This is a genomic window from Collinsella sp. LCP19S3_D5, assembly GCF_052121415.1.
In the GTDB taxonomy this organism is placed as follows: Bacteria; Actinomycetota; Coriobacteriia; order Coriobacteriales; family Coriobacteriaceae; genus Collinsella.
The window spans coordinates 1-25,543 of the sequence record NZ_JBQKEH010000008.1; the positions used below are offsets into that span (position 1 = coordinate 1).

The 25,543-nt window shown below is 59.7% G+C and carries 20 protein-coding genes; 9 read left to right on the forward strand and 11 right to left on the reverse strand.

Annotation, left to right across the window (positions count from 1 at the left end; genetic code table 11):
* Positions 1 to 296: 296 nt before the first annotated feature.
* The 7 genes from ACTQXO_RS04610 to ACTQXO_RS04640 form a co-directional block, all read right to left on the reverse strand.
* Positions 297 to 1,187 (reverse strand): DUF4430 domain-containing protein, encoded by an 891-nt coding sequence (locus tag ACTQXO_RS04610; protein ID WP_441545499.1) that lies wholly within the window; start codon positions 1,185 to 1,187, stop codon positions 297 to 299.
* Positions 1,188 to 1,196: 9 nt separating this feature from the next.
* Positions 1,197 to 7,772, reverse strand: coding sequence for an InlB B-repeat-containing protein (locus ACTQXO_RS04615; protein WP_441545500.1), 6,576 nt, complete (start codon positions 7,770 to 7,772; stop codon positions 1,197 to 1,199).
* Positions 7,773 to 8,123: 351 nt separating this feature from the next.
* Positions 8,124 to 9,887 carry an ABC1 kinase family protein gene (locus tag ACTQXO_RS04620; protein ID WP_441041927.1) on the reverse strand — a complete coding sequence of 588 codons (1,764 nt, stop codon included), beginning with the start codon at positions 9,885 to 9,887 and terminating at the stop codon, positions 8,124 to 8,126.
* An 8-nt stretch (positions 9,888 to 9,895) separates the two neighbouring features.
* Positions 9,896 to 10,312: a hypothetical protein gene (locus ACTQXO_RS04625; RefSeq protein ID WP_154515830.1), complete on the reverse strand. Its 417-nt coding sequence runs from the start codon at positions 10,310 to 10,312 to the stop codon at positions 9,896 to 9,898.
* 147 nt (positions 10,313 to 10,459) lie between these two features.
* Positions 10,460 to 11,983, reverse strand: a complete 1,524-nt coding sequence (locus ACTQXO_RS04630; RefSeq protein WP_441041926.1) for a C69 family dipeptidase — start codon at positions 11,981 to 11,983, stop codon at positions 10,460 to 10,462.
* Between the two features lie 99 nt (positions 11,984 to 12,082).
* Entirely contained in the window at positions 12,083 to 12,937 is an 855-nt protein-coding gene (locus ACTQXO_RS04635; RefSeq protein ID WP_441041924.1) for a bifunctional 5,10-methylenetetrahydrofolate dehydrogenase/5,10-methenyltetrahydrofolate cyclohydrolase, read from the reverse strand.
* A 2-nt stretch (positions 12,938 to 12,939) separates the two neighbouring features.
* Positions 12,940 to 13,572: a cyclodeaminase/cyclohydrolase family protein gene (locus ACTQXO_RS04640; RefSeq protein WP_441041922.1), complete on the reverse strand. Its 633-nt coding sequence runs from the start codon at positions 13,570 to 13,572 to the stop codon at positions 12,940 to 12,942.
* A 449-nt stretch (positions 13,573 to 14,021) separates the two neighbouring features.
* Here ACTQXO_RS04640 and ACTQXO_RS04645 point away from each other — a divergent pair, with 449 nt between their 5' ends.
* Both ACTQXO_RS04645 and ACTQXO_RS04650 read left to right on the forward strand, forming a co-directional pair.
* Positions 14,022 to 15,533: an InlB B-repeat-containing protein gene (locus tag ACTQXO_RS04645; RefSeq protein ID WP_441545501.1), complete on the forward strand. Its 1,512-nt coding sequence runs from the start codon at positions 14,022 to 14,024 to the stop codon at positions 15,531 to 15,533.
* 357 nt (positions 15,534 to 15,890) lie between these two features.
* On the forward strand, positions 15,891 to 16,484 hold the full coding sequence (locus ACTQXO_RS04650) for a hypothetical protein (protein ID WP_441042047.1): 594 nt from the start codon (positions 15,891 to 15,893) through the stop codon (positions 16,482 to 16,484).
* A 94-nt stretch (positions 16,485 to 16,578) separates the two neighbouring features.
* Here ACTQXO_RS04650 and ACTQXO_RS04655 read toward each other — a convergent pair whose 3' ends face one another.
* Positions 16,579 to 16,833 carry a hypothetical protein gene (locus ACTQXO_RS04655; protein ID WP_441042049.1) on the reverse strand — a complete coding sequence of 85 codons (255 nt, stop codon included), beginning with the start codon at positions 16,831 to 16,833 and terminating at the stop codon, positions 16,579 to 16,581.
* A gap of 212 nt (positions 16,834 to 17,045) precedes the next feature.
* Between ACTQXO_RS04655 and ACTQXO_RS04660 the strand changes: the two genes are divergently transcribed.
* The 6 genes from ACTQXO_RS04660 (at position 17,046) to ACTQXO_RS04685 (ending at position 19,641) form a co-directional block, all read left to right on the forward strand.
* On the forward strand, positions 17,046 to 17,498 hold the full coding sequence (locus tag ACTQXO_RS04660) for a helix-turn-helix domain-containing protein (RefSeq protein WP_441042050.1): 453 nt from the start codon (positions 17,046 to 17,048) through the stop codon (positions 17,496 to 17,498).
* A gap of 139 nt (positions 17,499 to 17,637) precedes the next feature.
* Positions 17,638 to 18,426, forward strand: coding sequence for an ADP-ribosylglycohydrolase family protein (locus tag ACTQXO_RS04665; RefSeq protein ID WP_441042052.1), 789 nt, complete (start codon positions 17,638 to 17,640; stop codon positions 18,424 to 18,426).
* A gap of 29 nt (positions 18,427 to 18,455) precedes the next feature.
* Positions 18,456 to 18,674 (forward strand): hypothetical protein, encoded by a 219-nt coding sequence (locus ACTQXO_RS04670; RefSeq protein ID WP_441042054.1) that lies wholly within the window; start codon positions 18,456 to 18,458, stop codon positions 18,672 to 18,674.
* A gap of 207 nt (positions 18,675 to 18,881) precedes the next feature.
* Positions 18,882 to 19,073: a hypothetical protein gene (locus ACTQXO_RS04675; RefSeq protein WP_427793306.1), complete on the forward strand. Its 192-nt coding sequence runs from the start codon at positions 18,882 to 18,884 to the stop codon at positions 19,071 to 19,073.
* Between the two features lie 48 nt (positions 19,074 to 19,121).
* A complete protein-coding gene (locus tag ACTQXO_RS04680; RefSeq protein WP_441042056.1) occupies positions 19,122 to 19,301 on the forward strand; it encodes a hypothetical protein in 180 nt (59 codons plus the stop codon).
* 157 nt (positions 19,302 to 19,458) lie between these two features.
* Positions 19,459 to 19,641 (forward strand): hypothetical protein, encoded by a 183-nt coding sequence (locus ACTQXO_RS04685; protein WP_441042057.1) that lies wholly within the window; start codon positions 19,459 to 19,461, stop codon positions 19,639 to 19,641.
* Positions 19,642 to 19,862: 221 nt separating this feature from the next.
* Here the strand turns inward: ACTQXO_RS04685 and ACTQXO_RS04690 are convergent, their stop codons facing one another.
* Positions 19,863 to 21,200 (reverse strand): hypothetical protein, encoded by a 1,338-nt coding sequence (locus ACTQXO_RS04690; RefSeq protein ID WP_441042059.1) that lies wholly within the window; start codon positions 21,198 to 21,200, stop codon positions 19,863 to 19,865.
* Between the two features lie 218 nt (positions 21,201 to 21,418).
* Between ACTQXO_RS04690 and ACTQXO_RS04695 the strand changes: the two genes are divergently transcribed.
* Positions 21,419 to 22,600, forward strand: a complete 1,182-nt coding sequence (locus ACTQXO_RS04695; protein ID WP_441042061.1) for a cation diffusion facilitator family transporter — start codon at positions 21,419 to 21,421, stop codon at positions 22,598 to 22,600.
* A 110-nt stretch (positions 22,601 to 22,710) separates the two neighbouring features.
* Here the strand turns inward: ACTQXO_RS04695 and ACTQXO_RS04700 are convergent, their stop codons facing one another.
* On the reverse strand, positions 22,711 to 23,667 hold the full coding sequence (locus ACTQXO_RS04700; RefSeq protein ID WP_441042063.1) for a hypothetical protein: 957 nt from the start codon (positions 23,665 to 23,667) through the stop codon (positions 22,711 to 22,713).
* A 180-nt stretch (positions 23,668 to 23,847) separates the two neighbouring features.
* Positions 23,848 to 25,515 carry a formate--tetrahydrofolate ligase gene (locus tag ACTQXO_RS04705; RefSeq protein WP_427794639.1) on the reverse strand — a complete coding sequence of 556 codons (1,668 nt, stop codon included), beginning with the start codon at positions 25,513 to 25,515 and terminating at the stop codon, positions 23,848 to 23,850.
* Positions 25,516 to 25,543 lie beyond the last annotated feature (28 nt).

Consider the following 25,543-nt stretch of genomic DNA (forward strand, 5'->3'; position numbering starts at 1 on the left):
CCGATACAATACGGAGAGGCGCAGCGATGCGCTCGGCGGCCGCACGCCGGCCGAGTTCCGCGCCGCGCTGGGAAGGGCCGCGTAACGGTCCAAGAAATCGTCCGCAGTCCCATGTCTAGAACGAGATGCGCTTTCCCAATGGATGCTGATGCGGAAATTGCGTCCCGGAATTCACCTTCAGGGTGGGATGCAATTTCCGGTTGAGCCTCGATTGGGAAACGACGTCCCATTCGCATAAAGACGGGCGGCTCGGATGTTGGTCCGAACCGCCCGTTTGGCATGTTATGTCGAGGCATTTAGCCCGTTACGTAATACCAGACCACGCTGTCGCCATTGGAGAGAACGTAGTTGCTGCAAGCCGTGTTGGGCGTTACGCCGTTGACGGAATACATCCAACCGCTTGTACCACCGTGCTCCTTCTCGGCCAGGCCGCCGATAGCGGCGACATACGTGCCGTACGATGAGGCGTGCGCATTTACAGAGAGGCCCAGTGCGCACAGGGCATCGTAGGGGGTAGCGCCCTCGTTGAAGGTGAACGTACCGCCAGAAGACACCGGGTTACCCACGGCACTCGACGTCACAGAGACCGTCACAGTAATGTAGCCAGGCTGCTGCGGGTCGCCCTGATTACCCGCAGAAGCGTTGCCGCTGTTGGATGCAGACCCACCGCCGGTCGCCGAGCCGCCGCCCGAAGAGGAGCCGTTTGAAGAACTCGATCCACCAGCGGATTCGGAGCCCTGTCCGGCAGACGCGTTGTTGGACTTCTTGCCGCCCTTGCCTTCGGACTTCTTCTCTTTCGAATCCTTGTCTGACTTCTCGTCCGAAGACTCGGAAGCGTCCTTGGAATCCGATTCATTCGAGTCCTTGGACTCGGAGTCCACAGCGTCAGAAGACGAGGAGCCCGCTGTCTCCGTCTTGCGAGAGGCGATAGAGCCAGAGTCGGCAACGCTCCTCCCCGCCACGGCCCGAGCGATCCAATCGATGGACCAGGCACCGCTGGCGGAAGGGTGAACAAAGCCCAGCGAGACGACAATCAGCGCGATGCAGACGGCCGTCAGAGAGCCAAGCAGCGCCTTGCGCCGAGAGGCGGACGCCGCCGAGGCGGCGCCCTTTTGCTTTCCATCGTCGAGCTGGATGAACGACGAGTCGGGTTGCTTGGAGTCGGCATCCTGAGGTTTATTGGACACAGCTCTCACCTACCGGCGCTTGGTAAACACGAACACGCCAATGACCGCAAGCCCGATCACGCCGGCCGCTACGCCGACAATGGCGAGCGGGTTGAAGCCAGACTGCTGTGCCGGAGCCTCAGCGGACTTCTTAGCGGTAGTCGCGGCAGCCGAGCCCGTATCGGACTTGGAGCTGGACTTGCTGGACTTCTTGTCAGACTTCTTGCTGTCCTTCTTGTCGGACTTGTCGGAATCCTTCTTGGAATCCTTGCCGTCCTTGGTCTCGGTCGTGGTCGACGATACCGGCTTCTGCCCAGGCAAAACAGCGCCGCCGCTCTGCTGGCCGTTTGTGCCGTTACCGGAGCCAGAACCAGCACCGGCATTACCCGAGCCGCCATTGCCGCTATTGGAGCCAGAGTCACCGTTGCCGCCAGGGGTAACGGCATTCTTGGTCCACTTGGCGTAGAGCGTCATATCGGCCGTCACCGCAGCGCTAAAGTCATACGCCTTTGTGCAAGCCTCATCGGTATACCAGCCACCAAAGGTGTAGCCCTCACGCGTCGGATCGGCCGGTTTGGTGACGGTCGAGCCAGAAGCAGGCGTCTGATCGCCAGTCGCAGAGCCGCCCCGAGCATCAAACTTAACGCGATGGGCCTGGGACTTCACACAGAACAAGTGACCTGAGTCGTTCGTGTAGTAAAGGTTGCCGAACTCGTCGCAGACAACCGACGCCATGCAGTAGTTTGCATAACCAGAACCGGGAACAAACACTTCGGTCGCCTCGGCATCGCCCAGCTTGTACATATACACGCCGCCGCCCGAAGTGTAGTTAGGCCAGTTTCCCTTGGCGCCATTTAGGGTGAAGTACACATATGTTTCACCATCGCGCGTGGAGACGAGCGGCGTGCTCTTCGATTCAAAGCCGAGCTCTTCGCCATCGGCTTTCGTAATCTGCCTCACGCTCATATCAGAAAGATCGATGATCGACAGCAGGCCCTTAGCCTTCCAATTGTTCGCAGTCGCACCGCAAATAAAGGCATATTTGCCGCTAAACACGGGCGTTGAAGTCGAGTATGGGGCAAACTGCACCTTCCCGGCCTCGGTAATAGAGCCATCCGAACCAATAGTCAGCTTGTGCAACGTACCATCGTCGCGCGTGACCGCATATACAAAGCCGTCATGAAGGACAAGCGCCGAACGGATATTGCCACCAGATAGCTTAATCGAACCAACAAGCTTTGACAGATCGGCAGAATACACGCGCACCTGGCCGAAGTCGCTGCCGACAACGTAGTAGCCGTTGACCATCAGACCACCAGACCAGTAGAAGCCGCCATCGGTGACAGAAGCACTGCCGGCAACTGCACCCGTATGAATATTGATGCGCCTGACCGTACCGTTTTGCACGTCATTGCCGGACCAATAATCAAGGGTATTGATATAGACATAATCGCCGTCAACGGTCAGCGAAGACAGGTTCTGGTTCGTAAACGCATCGGAATACCAAAGCGTCTCAAACGTTTTCGCCGAAACAGCCTGCAGATAGCCACCGGAAAGCGGAATCAGGATGATACCCTGAGCAATAACGGGACGGCAGGTACTATCCATGGAAGAGCCAAGTTCAAGCGATCGCACGACGGAACCCGTCTCGGGATCAACCTCGTTGAGGACCGCATTCCACGTCTTTCCATTCCACACCGAAGCGCCCGTGACAAGGTACACCTTTCCATTCGCGACAATGGGGTCAGACGCAGAGGCGCTTGCGCCTGCCTTCTGCTGCTCTTCGGTTAAAAGGTTGAGCGCCCAGGAAGGCGTATCGGTCTTTGTCGTAGGCGTAAGGGCATCCGTTGCGGATCCCGAGCCACCGTTCGCAAAGCCATTCCATGCCGTATCGACATCGGGATGCTCAGCCCCAGGATTGGTGGCAGGCGCCGACGAAGGCTTCTGTATGCCATCACCCTTAACGTAACGGAACTCGACGCAATCGCCGTTCTTAAGGCAATAGCTCGAGGCGCCGAAGTTCGCAAACCCATTGTTTACGTAAAACGACCAGAAGCTGTAAGGCGCGGCGCTCGTTGTGCCCAGCACGCGGCCATCGGGCATCGTCGCACTCGTAAGACCCAAGGCGCTTGCCTCAAGGTTCGTACAACCGGCAGCCGTCATAAGCTGCTCGAGTACCGACTCGGCCGTCGTGTCATCGTCGGCGGGAAGCGTAAGCTCGGTCAAGGGCACCACCGATTGCTCGGTGTAGTTGCCGTCGGCATCACTTGCGGAGACGCCCGTGACCTTGGCCGTCACCGTAATGGTCTTGCCCTCGTTCGGGTTGTCGAGCCCCGTCGTTCCCTTGACGTTTACCGTCGCAGAAACATCCAAGCCGGCAAGCACCGCGTAGTCCGAATTGTCGGGATAGCGCTCGGCATAACGGGCAAAACGCTCACTCTTCAGACGGCCGCTAATCGTGACTTTCGTGTTGTATTCGGGCTGAGTGAGGATAAGGTTCTCATGTGCGATAACCCTCGGTTTGCTTGACTTGAGCAAACGATAGGTGTTCTCCGTGCCGCCGGGGAGGTCGCTGAACACGAAGCCGTAATGTCCCGCAGTCTCTTCGGTGGAATAGCACCAGTTAACGCCGAGTCCTTGGCCATACACCTTAAGCGGTGCATGCAGGCTTCTCGTTACATTGGAGGCATCCTGGCCGTCAAGAATACCCTGAGAGAATGTTGACTTTGCAAGGCTCAGGTGGAACAACTCGGCATTGAGCTCGTCCTGGTCCTGCGGGGCAATTGCAAAGTCGAGGGTCTTGCTGGCCGTAACTTCGGCGTTAGACTTATCGGTCACCGTAAGGGTAATCTTGGTCTTCGCTGCCTCGGTGCCAGGCAGCGGCTGATAGACCGTGCCCTTGTAACCATTAAACGTAATGTCATCGGTGCTGGCGGAGTACTCGACCTTGTAGTACTTGCCGTCCACGCCGAGCGTGCTCGTGCGCGGCATCTGCAGGTCGGCGGTCAGGCCGCCCTTATCGGCAACCGTGTCGGTGCCGGAATACTTGATATTGTCGTAGATAAAGGCCCCATCGACCTTCGCCTGCAGTGCCTTCTTGTCGGCGGCAACCTTCTCGGGATCGCCTTTGACGATCACCGTGAAGTCGTGCGATCCGGCAAGCTTGATGTCGCCATTCGTAACCGTAACCTTGGCGGTCAGCGTCACGTCTCGGTCGCTCGATGCGCGCGAGACCTTACCCGTCTTATCTTCCCAGCTAACACCAGAAACAGACAGGCGCTCGGTGTCGGAGCTTGTCCATTCAACAGAGAATTTCTTTGCGGAACCCGCCTTGTGCGGAAGCGTGACATTTTGGGTCACGCCATCGGCGGACTCACCCACCGCATAGCCAATCTGCAGGGATTCGGCAGCACTGTCAAGAAGGTCTTGCAGCTTAGCCTCGTCCCAAGCAACCTGTACCGACTTGTTGGGCTGGTAAGGCTCAGTCTTGCCATCGCGCGACAGCTCAAACACCACATCGGCGCTACGCAGACCGTCGATGTTGTAACCGGTGTAGTCGTTGGGGTCGATGTAGAAGAACGTCACATCGCCGTTGGTCTTATCCTGGGCGTCGGAGATGCCGACCGTGGCCTTAGCATCCTCGGCCTTAAAGAGCACGCCACCCTCGGAGACCTTAACGTCAACGTCGGTAAATCCCAGATCGGCAAGCTGCGCCTTCAGCGCGTCGTTAACGTTGCCGCCCTTAGCGCTGTAATCAACGGAGATCTGCTTATTGGAATCGTTGAGCTTTTGAACTGCGGCCTCAAGAGAGCCTGCGGCGATCACGGGGTTGGCAGAGACGAGCTTGACCGTCGAGCTGCCGCTCGTGGCGACAGCCTTCAGATACTTGCCCGCGGCAGAAGCCGAGACAGTCGCCTCGGCGCCCGACATATCAGACAGCAGCGTCCAGTCGGCCTCCGGAGCCTTCGCATCGTCCGCCGCATACCAGGCAACAGTCGCCTGACCGGTGACGTCGATACCGTTGGTGGCCGAACCGTCGGTGCGCTTAGCCTGCGCCGTCGCCTTAACGCTATCTCCCGAGACGAGATGGGTCGAATCGCTATTGATCTGCGGCGTAGTGGTCACGCGCAGCAGGTTATACTTCCCCGCCGCGGTAACGCTGTCCGACGAAACCCATTCAACCGTGTTGTCGAGAGCGTTCGCCGTGACCTTGATCCTCTTGCCGACAAGTGCATCCGTAAGAGTCAGGCTGCCGTCGGTCGTATCGATGCCGTCGGTGAGCTCTGTCCAATCGGCATCGCCCTCGCCCTTGGCATACCACGCCATGGTGAGATCGGCATCGTCGGGCACGTCCTTCGTCGAGCCCGACCAGCTGCCCGGAACCTGCACGCTCGGCGTGATCTTTGAACCCACGCTCAGCGTAACGTTCTTATCGGCAAGCTCAATGCCCGCCAGCTTGTACTGACCCTTAAGCGTCACGGGGCCGAGCGGGGCAACGGACTGCGTGCCGCCGTAGGAGCTCTTCTTCTGCGTGCTGGAGACGGTATTTTCGCTCGTAACCTTCACGCGCAGGTACTTGCCAGCATAGGCGGCGTCAACGGTATAGGTCGCCTCGGTAGCACCGGGGATATCGGTATAGGCGGAGTCGTAGCTCGAGCTGCTGTTTGCATACTGCCACTGGTAGGTCACATTATCGGTGCGGTCGATATAATGATAGTTGGAGCCGTCCTTTTTGCGCACCTTAGTCTTGAGCGTATCACCCACACGTACGCCGTTGGTGGCGGGAGAGCCCTCGAACTGCACGTCGTAAAGCTCAACTTGGCCAGCGACGGAGACAGGACCCGCCGCATAGTACGGCTTCTGCTCGCCATAGCCGCCGTTGGCCTTGGCCACGACGTACCAACCCTTAAGGGCGGCGGTCACCGTCAGGGTGTTACCGGTCTCACCCTCGATAGGCGTGTTACACGAGCTGGCGGTATTCGACTTGCCCTTGTACCACTGCCACGTGACATGCGAGTCGGAGGTAACGTCGGTGGAGCCCGCCTTGGCGGTCGCCGTAATCGTGGAACCGACCTCGACTTTGCCCGAAGTCGGGCTCATAGTCACGCTCGTGACATTAATTGAACCAGCAGCAGCGACGAGAGCGCCCGTCGAGTTGGTCAAGCTCGAAGAGCCGATCTTCGAGGACACCTTGCACTTGAGGTACTTACCACCCAAAGCGTCGGTAAGCTCGAGGGTCTCACCCGTGGCGCCCGCAATGTCGGTATACGTGCCACTCTTAGTGTCAGAGCTCTGCCACTGGAAGTTGAGCTTGCTCGCGTCGACGAACGCGCCGTACGCGCCGCCCTTCTCCTTGGCGCGGGCCTTAGCGGTATCCCCCACCGCAAAGACGCTCGTGTTGTCCTTGGTGTTAACGATGGACACGGCCGAAATCTCAACCGCACCGGCCTGCTTGACCTTGCTGGAAGTGGTCTTGTTCACCGTGTTGACGCCAGCGTTGGCCTCAACCCTGATGTACTTGCCCTCAAGGTCGTCGGTTACCGTGAGGGAAGCGCCCGTCTCGCCCTCGATCTTGGTAAAGCCCGAGTACTGCGAGGTAGAAGCGGACCACGTGTAGGCAACCTTGGCGTCGGCGGGGGCTTGCTGATAATAGCTTATGTACGGAGTCGCCGTCAGGGTATCGCCTATGCTCGGCGTGTCGCTATTCAGCTTGACGCTGTTAAGCTCCATCTGACCGGCGCCCAGCACGGGACCGGGGATGTTGTTGGCATTGATACCCGAGCCGTACGAAACCGAGGGGCCGAAGTAATCCTTGCCATCAACCGTTACCTTGCAGATGAAGTATTTGCCTTCCATCGCGGCGGTGACGGTGAGCGACTGCTCGTGGCCTACGACCTCGGTGTAGTCGGCGACATTGCTGCTGGCCCTGGTCGTGCCGGCGAGCCAGGTGTAAGTCCAGGTGCCGGGATTGGCAACGGACTCAGTCGAAGTGCCGTACCAGTCGTCCTCGACCTCATCGTACATATTTGCCCAGAGCGTATCGCCCGCGCTGAGCGCGCCCGACTTCGTGGAATACGAGTTGCCCTCATCCTTGGAATCCTGGATGAAGACCTTGGCCTCGCTGGAAAGCGTCGTGGCGGACGCAGCGGCAACGGCGTTCTTCTGATCCGAAGCAGCAGGCACCGCGGGAGAGCTCTCGGACTCAGTCGCGTTGTCTGCAGCGGTGTCATCGCCATTCGCGGCACTCGCAGTTGCACCCTGATCAGCGTCGGCGCCATCGGCAGCAGCGTTCGCCGCCGCGCTGTTCGCGCCGCCTTCGGCCGCCGCGCCCTCGCCGCCCGTCGCAGCCTGAGCCACAGACTCGGCAATGCCCTCGGCGCCCTCGGCCCAAAGTTGCGCCGGTGTGGTACCAAAAGCCATGGCAAAAGCCAGGAACGCCACCAGACCGCGCTTGGCCATGCCGCGGGCAATCGCTCCATGACGACGCCACGAGGCGCGCTGGCACTCGTCCTCAAACATATCCATTTGTCTCCTACTGTCTGCACTTGGAGCATTGCCCAGCGGCTGCCCCACGTCATCGCGCACATTGCGCTCGAGTACCCCCATCGGGGTCCCCCCTTCCCTCCAGAGCCCAACGCGTACCGGCGGCATGCGCCGCGGCCGCGTACAAGATGGGAGGCGATCCGACTTAACCTTACCGGCCCGGGCACGCCGTCCGATCTGCGACGCGACCATCCCGGGCCAAGAGGAATTACGGTTACTGGTACAGCCGGGGACTTGCACCCCGATTCTCCCAAACGCGCAGGAAAACCGCGCATTCGTGCGTCTCCGCACCACCATCTAGGCCATCGATTATTACTGTCAATATGGTAGCACGCAAAAGGGCCCCGCACGCAGGCGAAGCCCAAGGTAAAAGCTATTGTTTGCGATAGGAGAATGCGGTGACGGTCGCAGCCTCTACCGCTTGCCGCCGTGACTGTTGCGCCAGATCTCGCGGCCCAGCATCAGCGCCAGCACCAGCGCACTCACGTAGCCCATAAAGCCAATGACCGGGATACCGAACACAACCGGCTCGATGCGCGCGTAGTACACCACCGACGAGCCGATAAACAGGCCGGCGATCACAATTGCCATCGACATGCGGTCGACAATTCCACCCAGCTGTCGCAGCGCCTTATCGCTGCTCATGATCTGCGTGTTCACCTTAAGCTGGCCGCGCGTGAGCATGCGCGACGCCAAGCCCAGATACTCGGCCGCCTCGAGCGAGCCTTTTGCCGCGCGATAGCTGCTCGCGGCAAGATCGTGCCCCATTTCGCGGACGCGCGCATAGGTGCTCTTCTCGTTTTTGATGTGCGTCTGGATGATCTGGATCATGTTGACGTCGGGCATATACTCGGTCAGCAGACCCTCGAGTGTCACCATGCCACGGGCGAACATCGTCACCACGCTCGGCAGCTCAACGTCGTTTTTGCGCGCCAGATTTAACAGCGAGGTCAAAAACTCGCCGATATCCAGGTCCTTAAGATCGAGCCCTGCAAAGTCGGCGACGATAAAGTCCAAGTCGGACAAAAAGGCCGAATGGTCGAGCTCGGCAGAATCGCCGCGCGTCACGGCAAAGCGCATAAGCGAATCCTTGAGCTTGGGAACGTCACCTTCGGCCACGGCGAAAATCATGTCCTTGACGATACCGCGGTCGTGACTCGACATGCGCCCGACCATGCCCAGGTCGATAAAGTAGACGATCCCGTCTTTGAGGATGATGTTTCCCGCATGCGGGTCTGCATGGAAAAAGCCATCATCGAGCACCTGCGTCGAGTAGTCCTCGACGATCGCGGCGCCAATCTTTTCAAAGTCATAACCCTCGGCCTCAAGGCGTTTGGGGTCGGCAATGGAGATGCCGTCAATGTAGTCCATGACTACGACGTGTTCGGTGCAAAGGTCCAAGTAGGATTTGGGACACGAGACGCCATGCACGCTTTTGTGGAAGTCATAGAAATCGTTGAGGTTTTTGGCCTCGGCCAAAAAGTTGGTCTCCTCGCGAAACGAGGTCCACAACTCTTCGACCACACCATGCAGGTCCACAAACTGGTCGGTGTTGACGAACTTGGAAACGATGCGTACCACCGAGCGAATAATGTCGATGTCCTGAGCCATCACCTGCTGCGCACCGGGGCGCTGCACCTTAACGGCCACGTCCTCGCCGGTCACCAGACGGGCGCGGTGCACCTGCGCGAGCGACGCGCTACCGAGCGGATTGGGGTCGATCGCGTCGAACATCTGCCCCAGGCGCTGGCCATATTCCTCTTCCAAACAGCGGAGCACTACCTCATACGGCACCGGCTCTACGTCGGAGCGCAGACGGCGCAGCTCGTCGCAAAACCGCTGCGGCAAAATCTCGGAGCGGTTGGCCAGAATCTGCCCCATCTTAACGAACATGGGGCCGAGCTCTTCGAGCAGACGACGCAGGCGCACCGGCGTGAGGTTGTCCCATACGCGGTACTTTTTGATCAGGCGAACGATCTGCCCAATGCGCTCACGACGACCTGCCGGCGTGAGCTGGTATTCCTCGTCCGGCGCCATCGCGTCGGGCTCCTCAGGGACCATATCGACAGCGCGCGGCTTCTTGCGAGCGCCCGAGACGGCGGCCTCGACCTCGTCGACAACCGCCGCCTCGTCACCCAAGGGATCTTGATTGTTGTAATCGGTGGTGGAATCTGCCATCTGCGCTGCTACTCGGCCTCTTCGGCGTCCTCTGCATCGTCGGGCTCAACGGACTCGACGGGCACCGAGGTCACGTTGTCCTCGACCGAATCGACGATGTCGCGCACATGGGCCAAAAAGGCCGTGCGCTCGGGGGCGGTCATGACGCGCACGCGGGCGAGGATGAGCTCGTCGAGCACGCGCTGGGCCGCGGTCTCGCCCTGCATGCCCAGGCGCTCGGTCAGGTCGGAGATGGTACCGCCGGCCTGCTCGAACATGTCGGACACGCTGCGGGCGATATCGGGGGTGCCGGCGTCCTTGCGCACCTGCTCGCCCTTGGCATTGAGGTCGTCGAGGACCTTCTTGCCGCCCTCGACGGCAACGGCGGCGGCGCCGAAGCCCACGTTGATGGCACCGTTAACAAGCTGATCGAATTTCATAACCATGGTTGGCTCCAATCGTGAACAACTTCATTGGCCTACTTGTACCCAAGATTGGGCAAACGACACAAAATCGTTTGTCACCGGGATAGAAATCGAGCGAGGCAAAGCCTTTGACGGCGTTTGCCCCGCTCGCTCGTTGCAAGGTTATCTTTACCTAATGTTATCGTTCATCGCGAAAGAATTCTTCATGGCACAGCTCGTGGTGTAGAGCACCTTGCCCAACAGGGCATCGGTCTCCACGCGCACGAGCTCGGCAAAGGCCTCGTTGGCGCGGGCGAGCTCGGCAGACACCTCGGCCTCGGGCAGTACGGCGACAACGGCGTCAACGTCGTGAATCTGCTTGTGGCCCATGCCGCCGACCTTCTCCTGATAATCCTCGACCGCGCGACCGCACTCATGGAAGCGGACATCGGCCAAGGCGCCAATCAGGCGATTTGCCCAATAGAAATTCTCGGACGTCACGCGAGCCTGCGTGTCGGCATAGTACTCGGGCATGGTCTCGACGTTGGCGTACAGCGGCACGAGCGCGTTAAACGAGTTGGAGCCAAACGCCATCCACTGCACGGCGCGATACGCCGGCTGTGCATAGGGGCGCAGCTGCAGCACGGCAAGCTGGCTGTTGCGGTTGATGCCGATGGGACGATAGGCGCCGCGCGTGGCGGGCGTACCCTTGCTGCCGTAGCAGTCGTACTCCGTGCCCTGGTAGTGGCTCGAAAGCACGTACTTGATGTCCTCGAGGGTCACCTTGCGCTCGGGCACGCGACTCCAGGGAATGTCGTCGCTCTCGGGCGTGTAGTCGGCGTCGGGACCGTCCCACACATCGCTGGGGTTGAGGCAGCGCTGCATGTACCAGGCGCGCGGCGTGTTGTAGACGTGATCGCTGTCGCTGTGCGAGCCAAAGGCCTCGCGCGGGTTAAAGACCGTCGCCGGACCGTCGCCCTCGACACCCAACGTCAGGTCCAGATGCCACTCAGCCATCCAGGTGCGTAGGTCGGCCGAGCACATGTGGTCGACCTGCGCACCCTCGGCGTCGTCCAGGTCAAAGCTATCGATACCCAGCTGGTTGGGCATGGTCACATAGGCGTCGTCGGGTACGCGCTTGGCGATCCAGTGGTGGCCGCCGACGGTCTCGAGCCACCAGATCTCGTCAACGTCACTAAAGGCGATGCCGTTGTTCTCGTAGGTGCCGTAGCGCTCGAGCAGGTCGCCCAGAATGCGCACACCGTCGCGGGCGGATTTGGCGTATGGCAGCACCAGGGTCACCATATCCTCCTCGCCCAGACCGCCGGGCTGCGCCGGCGCATAGCCGTCCTCGCCCTCGTTACCCTTGGCGGGCACGAAATCCACGAGCGGATCGGCGCCGCGGACGCGCTCGTTGGTGGTGAGCGTCTCGGTTGCGGACATGCCAACATTGAGCTCGTTGAAACCGGCCTCGGCCCAAATGCCATGACCCGGGACAACGTCGGGGACGCTTGTGTAACGCATGGGATTGTCGGGCAGCTCAACGGTCAGGTGGCTCAGGACACTCGTGTAGACACGCGGCTGCTCGTCGGGATGCACTACGCGCATGCGCTTGGGCTCAAACACCCCATTGGACGAGTCCTCGTTGCGGGCAACCAGCGTCGACCCGTCGTAGCTCGCGTTCTTACCGACCAAAATCGTTGTGCACGGCATGCGCATCCTCCTTGAGCGAAGAAATCAAACGGCAACAGTGTATCGCTTCGGTGCAAAAAGGGCGAAACCACAGCCTCGGCAGCCCCCGTGGTCAAAAGCCTATTTCGATGTGCGCTCGGCCGCTTCGATCACGTGTTTGGCGAGAATCGCGGTAGTCACAGCCCCCACGCCGCCCGGCACGGGTGTGATGGCGTTAACGATTGGCTCCGCAGCATCAAAATCGACGTCGCCGACCAGCTTGCCGGCGGCCTCGTCCCAGTTAATGCCCACATCGATGATCGTCTGGCCCTCGCGAACCGCATCCGCGCCAATCGTGTGCGCGCGCCCAACGGCCGCAACCACAACATCAGCCGCACGACACTCGGCAGCAAGGTCGCGCGTATGCGTATGGCACGTCGTCACCGTGGCATTGCGAGCCGTAAGCATGGCGGCAACGGGACGGCCAATCACCAGAGACCGACCGACGACCGCGACTTTGGCTCCATCCAGCTCAACACCGTAATGGTCCAGCAACGCCAACACGGCCTCAGCCGTGCAAGGAGCAAAGCCCTCGCCTCGCCCCGAAAGCGTGGTAAGTAGCGAGGCCGGCGTCATGGAGTCGACATCCTTGGCGGGATCGAGTGCCGCGGCAACCGCATCCTCGTCAAGCCCAGCGGGCAGCGGGCGAAACACTAGGCAGCCATGAACGGCGGGGTCGGCATTGATGTCCTTAATAGCCGCCAGCAGCTCATCCTGCGAAGCATCGGCAGGAAGCAAAACGCGGCGAGCCTCGATGCCAACCTTCTCGCAGCGCTTGAGGGCGCCGCGCTCGTACGATAGATCGTCCTCGCGCTCGCCCACACGAACGATGGCCAGCGTCGGCACAACGCCGCGTTCGCGCAAAGCAACGCAGCGAGCGGCAAGTTCCTCGGTCAAAGTACGGGCAACGGGAGCGCCTTTCAGCAGCTCTGCCATGGCTATCCCCTCTTCCTGGCTGCGTCGGCGGCACGGCGCGCCAGCGCATCGGCACGCGGCAGCCACGTATCGAGCAGCTCATCGCACGCCGCCTCGAGCTCCTCGGCGCGCGCCCGGTCTTTCATAGACGTGGTATTGGCAAAGAGCGTCAGACTCGCGCCCTGCATGGCGGCGCGGCAGAACACGGCGCCACAAGCCACGTCGGACAGCAGCTGGCGCGACCCCTTATCCGCCATGTCCTCGAGCAGCGCCAGCGCGCGCCCGCAGGCATCCATAATGCGATACGGTGGCATAGCCGCCACGTGCAGCGCATCCTGAATCGCAGCCGGTCGAGCCGGATCCTCGCGCGAAATACCGTACGCCGCAGACACCTGCCCGTAGGCCCGAACATCCTCGGCGACCAGGTCCACAAGTTCCTGTGCCAACTCATCCGCCTGGGCAAACGCGTGCGTCAAATCGTCCGCTCGATCGGCAAGCGCGGGATTGGTCGACCCATAACGAGCGACCATTCCGCACAGCGAGGCGCCCAGCGCGCCCACAAAGGCGCTCGCGCTGCCACCGCCGGGAACCGGCTCGCGCGCGGCAAGCGCCTCGGCAAACCCTCGGCAGGTCTTATCCATCATCTCTTGGCTCATGTGCATGCACCCTCAATGCTTGCCAAGCTAATCGGACAGTCGGCGCCGCCCGAACGCATCGTGTATTTCGTGGTGCCTAGTCTAGCCCATAAGAGCATTCGCGTCAGTGCGCCCAGTTATCGCACTTTTCTATGGCGGGCGATAGGCGCAACATCGCTGCGCTTATCGCCAAGCAATCAATCGCGACCCCTATCAAGGTCAGTCTTGCGCCCAGCCCATTGAGCCATAGACACGCCAAGTGCCATCGCGCAAACCACACCGGCAAAACGAATGCGTCTTTGTTGCACAATCCGATGCAACAAAGACGCAGGTATGCGGAATAAATATGCAAGAAGTGCGAGAAAGATTGGCGTACCGATAAAGGCGCGAAATAGTGGTTTAGTAAAATGTCAGAAGTTCTATAATATTAACGCTGATTTTAGTTCTATTAGAGTCGAAGGAGTCTCAGCATGAAGTCGTTTTTGAAAACGGCCTCTCGTGCGGTCGCAGCGCTGTTTGCCGTTGCGCTCGTCACGATGGGCGTAGCATCGCCTGCTTTCGCAGACGGTGCCCCCGGCACGATTACTACCGGATCGATCACCATTGAACACGACGATAAACCCACCGGTGTGATCTACAATGATCTTAAGACCGCTACCGCCGCAGCGCAGAGCGGCGACACCATCTTGCTCGGCGAGGGCAACTACACCCTGTACGGAGTGGACTCCAAGGGCACAACCCAGGGCAAGGACCTCACGTTTGAGGGCCTGGGCACCGACAAGACCGCTTGGAACATCGGCGCGCTTGTGCCCAATCCTGCGAATTTCGGCACCGAGTATAACTGCGACTACTCCTTAAAGGGTGCTGGTACCGTTACGTTTAAGAACATGACGCTGCGCTCCGGCAGTGCCGACTACCTTGGTTTCAGCTATGCGAACAAGACCGTTGTCGATGGTTGCGTCATCAACGGCAAGACGTTCTACTGGGGCTATCAGGCCGCTGAGTTCAAAAACACCACGTTCAACGCTCCGAAGGAGAAGGTCGACTACGCCATCTGGACATACAGCTCGCCGTTCATGACGTTCGATGGCTGCACCTTCAATTGTGCCGGCAAGGCTATCAACGTCTACACCGATTTTGGCGCAGGAAAGAACGACATCACCGTCAACGTGAACAACTGCACGTTCAATTCGACCTCGCCCGACAAAACCGCTCTTAAGATCAACGATAAGAACATGGGCGATTACAAGTACAAGGTCAACATCACGGGCAAAACCACTGTCGAGGGCCTTGCGACTGACCCGGTCACGTGCTCTAAGGTGTTTGGCTTTGGCGGCGAGCAGTACGGCGAAAAGAGTCAGAATTCCGGCCGAACCGATGTAACCATCGACGGCAAGCTCGTTTGGTCCGGCGGCAAGATGCTCACCCACGACTACACCGACGGCGAGCACGAGCAGTTCTACGATGTCACCTACACCAAGTGGGCCTCTGACAATGCCGGTACTTGGACTCGCACGGGAACCCCTAAGTGCAAGTACTGCGGCTTCACCAAGCCTGAGTTCGAGGAGAAGGCCTACGATCTCTCCTACGACCTGAACGGTTCCGAGGACAAGCAGACCGGCGATTTCGCTAAAGTCGAGTACATTGCCAAGACTAAGGTCACGGCCGATAAGCCGGCACGCAAGGGCTATTCCTTCGCAGGCTGGAACACGGCCGCGGACGGCTCCGGCACGAGCTACGAAGCTGGCGCCGATATTGTGCTCGAAGCCCCGGTAACGCTCTACGCCCAGTGGAAGAAGGACGAGCCCGCGCCCAAGCCTTCCGACAACAAGCCTGCCGGCAAGCCTGCAAATAAGACCAAGGCAAACAAGCAGGATCTGCCCAACACGGGTGACGCCTCAGCCAACATCGTCGCTGCTATGGGCATCATGGCAATCGCCTGCTTTGTCGCCAGCGCTGTCGTGTCTAAGATTCGCAAGTAATTTCAACTTCGAAACACGCCGCAGCAACTTGTTGCAACGCAAAGGGGTCCGCACCGCAAAAGGTGCGGACCCCTTTTTGCACAAAAAGCTGTGGCGAGGCACCCACGATGACCACCCGGATGCGTCCATCGTCAAGAATCGCAGCCCCCGGCTACACTCCGCCCCACCGCGCCAAACATGGGACCAGTAGAAGGATGGCAGCACCGGCCCTCCCCTCTTTTGCGCCCGGACATATGCCACTTAACGGCGCAAATCCGGCCCTCAGAATGGGACACATGGCCCACCCTCACGAGTCACTCGCGCGTACAGTAAAGACAGGTAATCCATGGGCGATTACAGATCGAGGAGGACACGACCATGAAAAAGAAGGCCTTTGCGATTCTCACCCTCTGCATCAGTCTCTTTGCTGCAGTTGCCCTGGTGGGTTGCGGCGGAAGCGGTGGCGCTACCGGCAGTGGCGGTGGCGGCGGAGCAGAAAAACCAGCCGTGGATATGAGGACCGACTTCATCTGGTTTAAGGTCGAGGTCCCCGAGGGCGTCGAGATCACCGACGTCGCTGGCGACACCGCCGATAGGGCCCAGTTTAAGTTCACCGAGAGCGAGCACGCCAGCGATCGCTTCATCCCTGTCTTCGACTCTGACAAGAACGCCGACGAGCTGTTCGACTACGAGGCAAAGTGGAAGGCCAACTCCGGATGGACCGAGAGCGACCCCGTTAAGTACAACGGCAAGACCTGGCGCAGCGCCTACTTTACGCACTCGGGCGGTGTGACGACCGAGTACTTCACCGACGTTGACGGTGGTAGCGTGTATGTGCGCATCGACAACGTAGAAGAGCACAAGGACGCCGTCGAGACCATGATGAAGTCCCTGGAGTTTGCCGATGACATCGCCAAGGCCAAGACCGAGGCCATGGACGTCAAGCTCGACGATATCGAGATCAAGCGCTAAAGCTCCAACGGCATGCAGCAGCGCCGTTTTAGCTCAGCCGGGATGCAAGGTGTGACTCCTTGCATCCCGGTTTTTTGTGTTCGAAAGCGCCCGGTCACATCACCATATTGAGCACGTTGACGAATTCCTGTGCCTTCGCGTGGCCGCTGAGGCTGAAGGTGCAGGCGGTCAACAGCCTGTTGCGCAGGAAAACGCCGCGGCCTTTGATTTTGTTAACGCCCGTAATGTCCTTGAGGTAGACGATCTTGGTATGGGTACCGAGGAAGTTGTTCTTCACGACCGCCTCGATACGATTGGGATAGATGCTTATTCCCTTGAAAACGCCGGCACCCTTATCGTGAAACAGCACGTGTTGTTATCCACGCGCGCCACCCCTATGGAGTTCGATAAAAACATCTCTATGGCCACATTTTAACCACCGCAAACCCTTTTCGCGGTCGCGCGCAGAGCACCAAAATCGTGTCCGCATGAGGCCTTAAACTAGAGGCAATAAAGGTGTTCGATGCGGTTGGTGGGCTCTTAGGATGTTCCTCAAATCGCCAGCATCAGAGGAGGTCTTACATGGTTTACATATGGGAATTCGAGTTCTTTGATTCGGACGGCGTTGTCGACGCTGTGCCATGTGGCTCGCTGGGCGGAGGTGGAACGTTCGGATCCGACCTAAACGACGCTGTCGAAAGCGCCGCTGATTTTCTCGCATGCATGGTCGATGACCACCTAATGGGCGGCGTCGACCTGCCTGCGCCGGACTTTGGCCACGAGCCGCAGCACGGTGGCAAGATTATCGCCGTGGCCGTCAGTCGCGAACTCGGCGACATCCCCGCCGTCACCGCAGCGGATGCCGCGCGTATGCTCGGTGTTAGCTCAGCACGGGTATCGCAACTGATAAATGCTGGGCTGTTGGATTCTTGGAAGGATGGCACCAAGCGCATGGTGTCCAAAGCTTCCATCGAGGCACGACTCGCCGACACCCCAAAGGCAGGACGCCCAAAAGAAATGCCTGTTGCCGTGTAAAGAGACGTCTATGCATACCATTTTGACATATTGACCATTGTGTTCTCTCGATTCGCGAAGCGCTGCGTCGCGAATCGAGCTGGACATATTGCCGCTGATTGCCGCGCATCTCCAATCCGAAGTGTAAGAGGAGTTTTCCATGACAGACAGACCGAAACCAACACTGCGCGACTGCATCTATGGGCTTGCCGTCGGCGACGCGCTGGGCGTTCCCTACGAGTTCAGGCCCCGCGGCACGTTCAAATGCGCCGACATGATTGGCTATGGCACGCATGGGCAACCCGCCGGCACCTGGAGCGACGACACATCTATGACGCTTGCTACCTGTGACTCGATTAGGGAGCTCGGGCATATCGACACCGCGGACATGCGCGACAAGTTCGTAGGCTGGATTGCCCGTGGCGAGTATACGATTGACGGTGTTTTCGATTACGGCGGCACGACCGCTCGAGCCCTGCGCACCGGCAAAGGAGGCTCCGGCGAGCGCGACAACGGCAACGGATCGCTCATGCGCATCGCGCCCCTGGCGTTCACCGATGCGACAGGTGAAGAGATCCGTGAGGTCTCTGCAATAACGCACGCTCACAGAACGTCAACTGAGTCATGCATCATATTTGTTGAGCTGATGAGAGACGTGCTGAGCGGCGCACTCCCCTCGTGGGCGCTGCAGCTGAAAAGCGCACCCGAGCACGAAATCAGATCCGGCGGCTTTGTGCGCGACACGCTTAAGGCAACTACCTGGTGCTTCGTCAACACCAGCAGCTACGAAGACCGCGTGCTTGCCGCCGTCAACCTGGGCGACGACACCGACACCACCGCAGCCGTCGCAGGCGCCCTCGCCGGCACGGCCTACGGCATGGACGCAATTCCACAGGAGTGGGTCGACACCCTACGAGGGAAGGATCTGATTGAGAGCTGTCTGTTTTAGACCGCGCATCGCAGAATGGGTAGTGATAAATGGCTACGCTAATTATTCAAGGAAGAGAATATGACGTCACCCAGGAGCAAGCCGATGAATACAACGCGCTGTTCGACGAGATGTGCGAAAGGCTCGACGCCCTTCCGACTCCAAAACTGGGAACGCTCAACTTCAAATTGAGCCTCGATTTCAAGAGCATCACGGACGAGTACATGCCGAGGCTGCGCGAGATAATCGAGGACGCAAATCAGCCATGAGTCGCGGCAACAAAATCCTCTGACTAGAGGACGCCGCTTCGACGAAGCTCTTCCGCACTACATTGCCGCAATACGATCATTTCTCAACAGCGAAGCTTGATTACCGAACGGTCATCATCCTAAAAAAGGCCTCGATAAAAAGGAAACAGGATGATGCGTCGCCGTTATCGCTGCCGCGCACGAACACAAAAGGAGCCATGGCATCATATGGGAAAAGCTATAGATTATGACTCCTTTGGAGTCGATGACCGACCGGATAGACTCTCTAACGTTCCGGATGAGGCTCTCGAGGCCCTGCTCGAGGAAGAGCGAGAAAACCCGCCGAAAACGTGGAAGGAGGCATGGAAGCGCAGTATCGACTGGGAACTCGAGCACGGCGTCAGGACCGTCAATGGCTAAGAATATTGGCACCACTCCAAAACGATGAGATGATTGAAGGGGGCTGCGATGGCTATCGAAACGCACAAATGGGAACAGGTCGACGAGCTCGCGAGCCAGTTCGAGGAACGCTTCGGCTATGAACCGACATGGTTCGGCAGTGTCGACGAAGTCTACGCGAAACTCGAGGAGTCTCTTAAAACGGGGACCCCGACACTCATGAAACAGGACCCTGAAGTCTGGCTTTAGTCCATAGTTCCAACCGCACCCGCCACATATCGCCGGTTGATTACCAACCAAATCAACGCTGCTCCAAAACGGGTGGAAACGAAGAATCAACCCGAACGAGCTTGGTTGATACCACTCCATAACAATGATATTCCGAACCAGTTGAGAAGGAGCTGATATGTATATCTACCTCAGCAAGGAGGGCAGCGAGAAGCTGGACCGCCTCATGCGTGAGTACGAGCAGACCTTCCATGAGAGATGCCACGCCTACTGCATGCGCGACCCTATCGCCGAGATAGAGAAGTGTCTGAAAACCGGCAAGCCATCCAAGCTCAAGCCTGAGCCCGGAGCGGTCTACTAGAGCAGTTTCAGAGCCCCTCTATTTTTGATGCCGCCACAACGGGCAGACAATTTTAGAAGACATCGGCAAGCATGATATTGCTCAACGTTAACGTTCCAATCGAAGACTTTTAATGAAGTGCCCAGCACTTCCCCGCAACACAAAAACGGGGCGGCCCGCACCCCTGCGAGCCGCCCCGTAGCCCTAACCTTCAAGTTACAGCAACAACCGGTACTACTCCCCTACTTCCCAAATAGCGCACCCAGAAAACCGCGGCGTTTGGGCTTTTCCTCTCGGTAGGAGCCCTCGGCCACCGCTGCCACCTGACGCGGTTGCCCGCCGCCTCCACGGCGCACGATCTGGTACAGAAACGGCGATTTAACGTATTTGACCTCGATGGGTGTGGCGTGCACGGTACTTTCGTTCGATAGATGCAGGCTCGGGTTGAGCGGTGCCACCACATGCGTCTCGCGCTTGTCGCTAAACACCACCGCGGCCGCGCGGCCCGTCTGGCCGTTTACGGCAATGCGCACCTGCTCGCCTTCGCGGCTGTCCGTCGCCGGACGATCGACAAAGTAGACCGGCACCATCACCAGACCATCCTTGTGCTTGCGGGCCTTGCGCGCCCACGTGCGGATACTCTTTTTATTGAGCCCCAGCACCGCCTCGGCATCGTTGCCGGCAACGTCGAGCGCCAGCTTATCAATGACCACCTGGTCCTTGGTAGATGCATCGACGGAAACGACGCGGAAGTCGCCTTCCTGCATGGCGGGATCGAACGGCCCCACCTTGGCAAAGTCCCACGGCTCCAAAATGCCCATAAGACGAACGTCCAGGTAGTTTGCCCGCGGATATGCCCAGTCGAGCACCTCGTAGTACACCAAGGTCTCCTTGCTCAGCCCCTTGCCCGGGAAGGACGCCATCATGCGCAAATCCGCGAGCGCCATGGGAAAGTAGAAGAGCATCATATCGTTTTGGATCGCGTCTTCTACATCGTGACCGGCAAAGGCTTCCGCATACTGGTGCACCAGCTGCAGCGCGTTGGCACGTGCCTGCTGCGGCGAGATTTCGCATGGAATACCCTGCTCGGGTACATACTCCGCGCCAACGCCCATGGTCAGGCGCTTGCTAAAGGTACCGGGCTTGAGTAGGTCTGCAACGCCGATCTTATTGCCGCAGGACGGGCACTCAAACACGCGCTGGGTCGACTCGCCTTCAAAGGATGCGCCACAGAAGGGGCACGGGATGCTCACGTGCGTGGCCTCCTGGAACTCCTGCGCCGTGCCGCGGTCCTCCCACAGTAGATGCTCCAGAACCGACTGGTTGCGCCAGTGCGTATTAAAGAAATACCAGTCGGGGTCCACCGGGCGCTCGAGCTGCGACACATGGGTGAGCTTAAGCAGCCCATCGACAACCGTCAGCGGCGCATGGCGAATGCCCAGGGCGCTCTTGGGCTCCCCCGCATCGGCCTGCCACGGAACGACCGTGCCGCAATAGGCGCACTCAAAGCTGCGTTTAGCCTGGTGCGAGTACATGGGGCCGCCGCAGTTTTGGCATTTAATGGCAAACATCTCGTCCATGGATACGTCCTCCTTTACGCAGGGGCTGTCGACATTAAGTATGTCGAGCAGGCAGGCACATGCCCATACCCATGTGGCCCAAAATGGAGCACCCGGTCGGACAAAAAGCCCCGCTCGTTAGCTCCCGCAGACCATTACTGCATTTTCTGAGCATCGGCGCACGGCGCGCCCATGCGAGCTACACTATCCCCTTAAACGAGGATGCGAGGAGGTACGCCATGCTATTTGTAAATCGGCTGGTACATACACTTGTTCCTGGCAGCGAGGGCGAGCCGGTCGATGCATCTTGTCGCACCAACGCGGGCTTTGCCGCAAGCCTCATTTGCATTGGCCTCAACATTACCTTGTGCCTGGCCAAGGGCATCGCGGGTCTGCTCGCCGGCTCTGTCTCGCTTGTCGCCGACGCCTTTAACAACCTCTCCGACGCCTCGAGCAACATTGTGAGCTTGCTCGGGTTCCGCCTTGCCAGCCGCCCGGCAGACGAAGGCCACCCCTATGGCCACGGCCGTTACGAATACCTCGCCGGCTTGTTTGTCGCCGTCCTCGTTTGTGCCGTCGGCATCAACCTGGTGCTCGAATCGATCTCCAAGATCATCAAGCCCTCCCCCACCGCCTACACGCTGGTCTCCCTAGCAGCCCTCGTCTTATCCATGCTCGTCAAATTATGGATGGCCGCATTCAACCGCGCGCTGGGCGACCGCATCGACTCGGAGACGCTCATCGCCACAGCGCAGGACTCCAAAAACGACGTTATCACCTCGGGCTCGGTCTTGGCGGCGGCGCTTATTTCGCAGACGACCGGCTTTGACCTCGATGGCTGGGCAGGCCTGGGTGTGGGCATCTTCATTTGCATCAGCGGCATGGGCCTGGTGCGCGACGCCATCAGCCCGCTGTTGGGACAAGCGCCCGACCCCAAGCTCGTCCAGGAAATCCGCGACAGGATCATGTCGTACCCCCAGGTCTTGGGCACACACGACCTCATGGTGCACGACTACGGCCCCGGCCGTCAGTTTGCCAGCGCACACGTAGAAATGCCCGGCGAGGGCGATGCCTTTGAGCACCACGAGATCCTGGACGCCATCGAACACGACATCAAACGCCAGATGGGCATCGACATCACGCTGCACTGCGACCCCATCGCCACCACCGGCGACGACCTGCGCGGCTGGGTCAAGCGTGGCGTCATGCAAATCGATCCCGCGCTCTCCATCCACGACCTGCACGAACACGACGGGTTCGTTTCGTTTGACCTGGTGCGTCCCGACGGCTTTCGCATCTCCGACGACGAGCTGTTGGAGCGCGTAACGCATATCGTGCACGAGCGCAGGCCCGATGCATCATGCGTTGTCACGTTTGACTCGGGCTTTAGCTCGCCCGACCGTCCGGCCGAACAGCTGTAATCGACAGCAAAACGGGACGCAGGACCGCCGACCAACGCGCATATGCGCCCGGTCACGCGATCCTACGTCCCGTTTTTGTTTGCACCGCTAAGGCTCTAGCCGCTCGGCCGCTAGTTTCCCTGCGCGCCCGAAATGCCATTTTGCAGGGCATCCCAGGCGTTCGTTGCCATATCACCCAGATTCTGAGCAGTATCACCGAGGTTCTGGGCTGTGTCGCCCAGCTCTTGCGCCTTATCCCCAAGCTCCTGTGCCTTGTTGCTCAGGTCCTCCAGCGTGTTAGAGCTCGAGCTGTCCGTGGTGCCCTGGTCGCCGGACGCATTGCCCGACGAGCCGTCCTTGCGCGTAAGCTGGACCTCAAGGTTGCCGTCAGCGTTGTAGTAGGCAGATGTGACGACCCAGTTGGCATCGACGACGGGCGTCGAGCCGTCGTCGGTCAGAATCACGGCATTCGAAAGATCGGCCCCGCGCGACTTGAGAATCTTTTTGGCGTTAGACCAATATTGCCCCGGGATATCGCTCAGGTCGACGGTGCCGGACTGGGCAGTCTCGGTCTGCTCGGCCGTGGTATCAGTCGTGGCGCCCCGCTTGTTGAGCATGCCCGACACGATGGCAAACACAACCGACAAGGCAAAGAAGATCGCCAGCACGATGAGGATCTTCTTAATCACGCTCGACGAACGCGAAGGCTTCTTCTCCTCGTCCTCGCCATACTGGGGGATGGACTTGGGATACTCACGATACGGCTCGCGCGCGTATCGGTCGTGCGACTCGTAGCGCGGCTGTGCCGTGCGCGGCATATATGTCGTCTGCTGAGGTTGTGGAATGGGATTTTGCAACAGGTCATCATAAGGGTCTACCGCCGCGTTGCCGTAGGGGTTCTGCGATGAGACACCATGCGGGTCCTGCGCCGCGTTTCCGTAATTCACAACGCGCGTGGGATCGGCCGGCACCTGCGTCGTATCGGGGGCAGCGTAGCCGGGATTCGGCACGATACGGGTCGTGTCGGCGCTACCGCCGGCCTGTGCGGAGCCATATCCGCCCATCACGGTCGTCTTATCCTGGTCCATGCAACGATTCCTTTCCGTCGCCCGTAAGCATCAAGTTATCCATGCATTCTACCCGCGTACAAGCCTATGACAGGCTAAGCCCGTCGGTATCTACAAGACGTGTGCGGGCCTAAGGATCAAAAAAGCCCCGCCGGGCTTTAGGAGCACGGCGGGGCGGGCTAGCGGCTATGAGCAACAGGCTTAGAACAGACCGGTGATGTTGCCGTCGTTGTCGACGTCGATGTTCTCGGCCGCGGGAACCTTGGGTAGGCCCGGCATGGTCAGAACGCTGCCGGTCAGCGCGACCACAAAGTGGGCACCGGCGGAAACCTTGAGCTCGCGCACGGTGATGCGGAAGCCCTCGGGCGCGCCCAGAGCCTTGGCGTTATCGCTGAAGCTGTACTGGGTCTTGGCGACGCACACCGGCAGGTTACCAAAGCCGTTCTCGCGCAGCTCGGCGAGCTGGCGCTTGGCAGCCGGCGTAAAGTCGACGCCATCGGCGCGGTAGACCTTGGTGGCAACGGCCTCCAGGGCGTCGGCCACATCGGCACCGTCCTCGTAGGCAAACTTGAGCTCGCTCGGCTGCTCAATCAGGCGCATGACCTCATCGGCCAGGTCGAGCGCACCCTCGCCGCCCTTAGCCCAAACCTCGGACAGCTTAACGTTGACGCCGAGCTTCTGGCACTCGGACTCGATGAGCGCAAGTTCGGCCTCGGTGTCCGTCGGGAAGCGGTTGATGGCGACCACGCAGGGAAGACCATAGACGTTCTGGATGTTGTCGACGTGGCGCAGCAGGTTGGGCATGCCGGCCTTAAGGGCCTCGAGGTTCTCGTCGTTGAGGTCGGCCTTGGCGACACCGCCGTTGTACTTAAGCGCGCGGGCGGTGGCGACGACCACGACAGCACTGGGGCGAACGCCCGTCATGCGGCACTTGATGTCCAGGAACTTCTCGGCACCAAGGTCGGCGCCAAAGCCGGCCTCGGTAATCGCGACGTCACCAAAACGCATGGCCATGCGGGTGGCCATGATGGAGTTGCAGCCGTGGGCGATATTGGCGAAGGGACCGCCGTGGACAAACGCGGGCGTGCCCTCGAGCGTCTGCACCAGGTTGGGCTTGAGCGCGTCCTTAAGCAGCGCAGCCATGGCGCCCTGAGCCTTGAGGTCGCGGGCGCGGACGGGCTCGCCGGCATAGCTGTAGCCGACGACGATCTCGCCCAAGCGCTCTTTGAGGTCGTTGATGCTCGTGGACAGGCACAGGATTGCCATGACCTCGGAGGCAACGGTGATATCGAAGCCGTCCTCGCGCGGCACACCCTGGGCCTTGCCGCCAATGCCATCGATAACATGGCGCAGTTGACGGTCGTTCATGTCGACGACGCGCTTCCAGGTGATGCGCTTAACATCGATGCCGAGCTGGTTGCCCTGCTGAATATGGTTGTCGAGCATGGCGGCCAGCAGGTTGTTGGCGGCACCGATAGCGTGGAAGTCTCCGGTAAAGTGCAGGTTGATGTCCTCCATGGGGATGACCTGGGCCCAGCCGCCGCCGGCGGCACCGCCCTTGACGCCAAAGACGGGGCCGAGCGAAGGCTCGCGCAGGGCAACGGCGCTCTTGACGCCGCGACGACGCAGACCGTCGGCCAGACCGATGGTCGTGGTGGTCTTGCCCTCGCCTGCAGGCGTGGGATTGATAGCGGTCACGAGGACAAGCTTGGCCTGGTGATCGGTCGGCTCGTTGAGCAGTGAATAGTCGACCTTTGCCTTGTCGAAGCCGTACGGAATCAGGTGCTTAACGTCGACGCCGGCGTTCTTGGCCACCTCGGTAATAGGCAGCGGCGTGACGGAACGTGCGATTTCGATGTCAGTAGGCATGGGCGGTCCTTTCGTTACCGGATGAGAA

Excerpts from the sequence above, each read along its gene's own strand:
- ACTQXO_RS04645 (WP_441545501.1), top strand. The coding sequence starts at position 14,022 with ATGAAGTCGTTTTTGAAAACGGCCTCTCGTGCGGTCGCAGCGCTGTTT.
- ACTQXO_RS04670 (WP_441042054.1), top strand. The coding sequence starts at position 18,456 with ATGGCTACGCTAATTATTCAAGGAAGAGAATATGACGTCACCCAGGAG.
- ACTQXO_RS04630 (WP_441041926.1), bottom strand. The coding sequence starts at position 11,983 with ATGCCGTGCACAACGATTTTGGTCGGTAAGAACGCGAGCTACGACGGG.
- ACTQXO_RS04675 (WP_427793306.1), top strand. The coding sequence starts at position 18,882 with ATGGGAAAAGCTATAGATTATGACTCCTTTGGAGTCGATGACCGACCG.
- ACTQXO_RS04700 (WP_441042063.1), bottom strand. The coding sequence starts at position 23,667 with ATGGACCAGGATAAGACGACCGTGATGGGCGGATATGGCTCCGCACAG.
- ACTQXO_RS04705 (WP_427794639.1), bottom strand. The coding sequence starts at position 25,515 with ATGCCTACTGACATCGAAATCGCACGTTCCGTCACGCCGCTGCCTATT.
- ACTQXO_RS04695 (WP_441042061.1), top strand. The coding sequence starts at position 21,419 with ATGCTATTTGTAAATCGGCTGGTACATACACTTGTTCCTGGCAGCGAG.
- ACTQXO_RS04680 (WP_441042056.1), top strand. The coding sequence starts at position 19,122 with ATGGCTATCGAAACGCACAAATGGGAACAGGTCGACGAGCTCGCGAGC.
- ACTQXO_RS04635 (WP_441041924.1), bottom strand. The coding sequence starts at position 12,937 with ATGGCAGAGCTGCTGAAAGGCGCTCCCGTTGCCCGTACTTTGACCGAG.
- ACTQXO_RS04650 (WP_441042047.1), top strand. The coding sequence starts at position 15,891 with ATGAAAAAGAAGGCCTTTGCGATTCTCACCCTCTGCATCAGTCTCTTT.
- ACTQXO_RS04625 (WP_154515830.1), bottom strand. The coding sequence starts at position 10,312 with ATGGTTATGAAATTCGATCAGCTTGTTAACGGTGCCATCAACGTGGGC.
- ACTQXO_RS04660 (WP_441042050.1), top strand. The coding sequence starts at position 17,046 with ATGGTTTACATATGGGAATTCGAGTTCTTTGATTCGGACGGCGTTGTC.
- ACTQXO_RS04690 (WP_441042059.1), bottom strand. The coding sequence starts at position 21,200 with ATGGACGAGATGTTTGCCATTAAATGCCAAAACTGCGGCGGCCCCATG.
- ACTQXO_RS04620 (WP_441041927.1), bottom strand. The coding sequence starts at position 9,887 with ATGGCAGATTCCACCACCGATTACAACAATCAAGATCCCTTGGGTGAC.
- ACTQXO_RS04615 (WP_441545500.1), bottom strand. The coding sequence starts at position 7,772 with ATGGGGGTACTCGAGCGCAATGTGCGCGATGACGTGGGGCAGCCGCTG.
- ACTQXO_RS04685 (WP_441042057.1), top strand. The coding sequence starts at position 19,459 with ATGTATATCTACCTCAGCAAGGAGGGCAGCGAGAAGCTGGACCGCCTC.
- ACTQXO_RS04640 (WP_441041922.1), bottom strand. The coding sequence starts at position 13,572 with ATGAGCCAAGAGATGATGGATAAGACCTGCCGAGGGTTTGCCGAGGCG.
- ACTQXO_RS04665 (WP_441042052.1), top strand. The coding sequence starts at position 17,638 with ATGACAGACAGACCGAAACCAACACTGCGCGACTGCATCTATGGGCTT.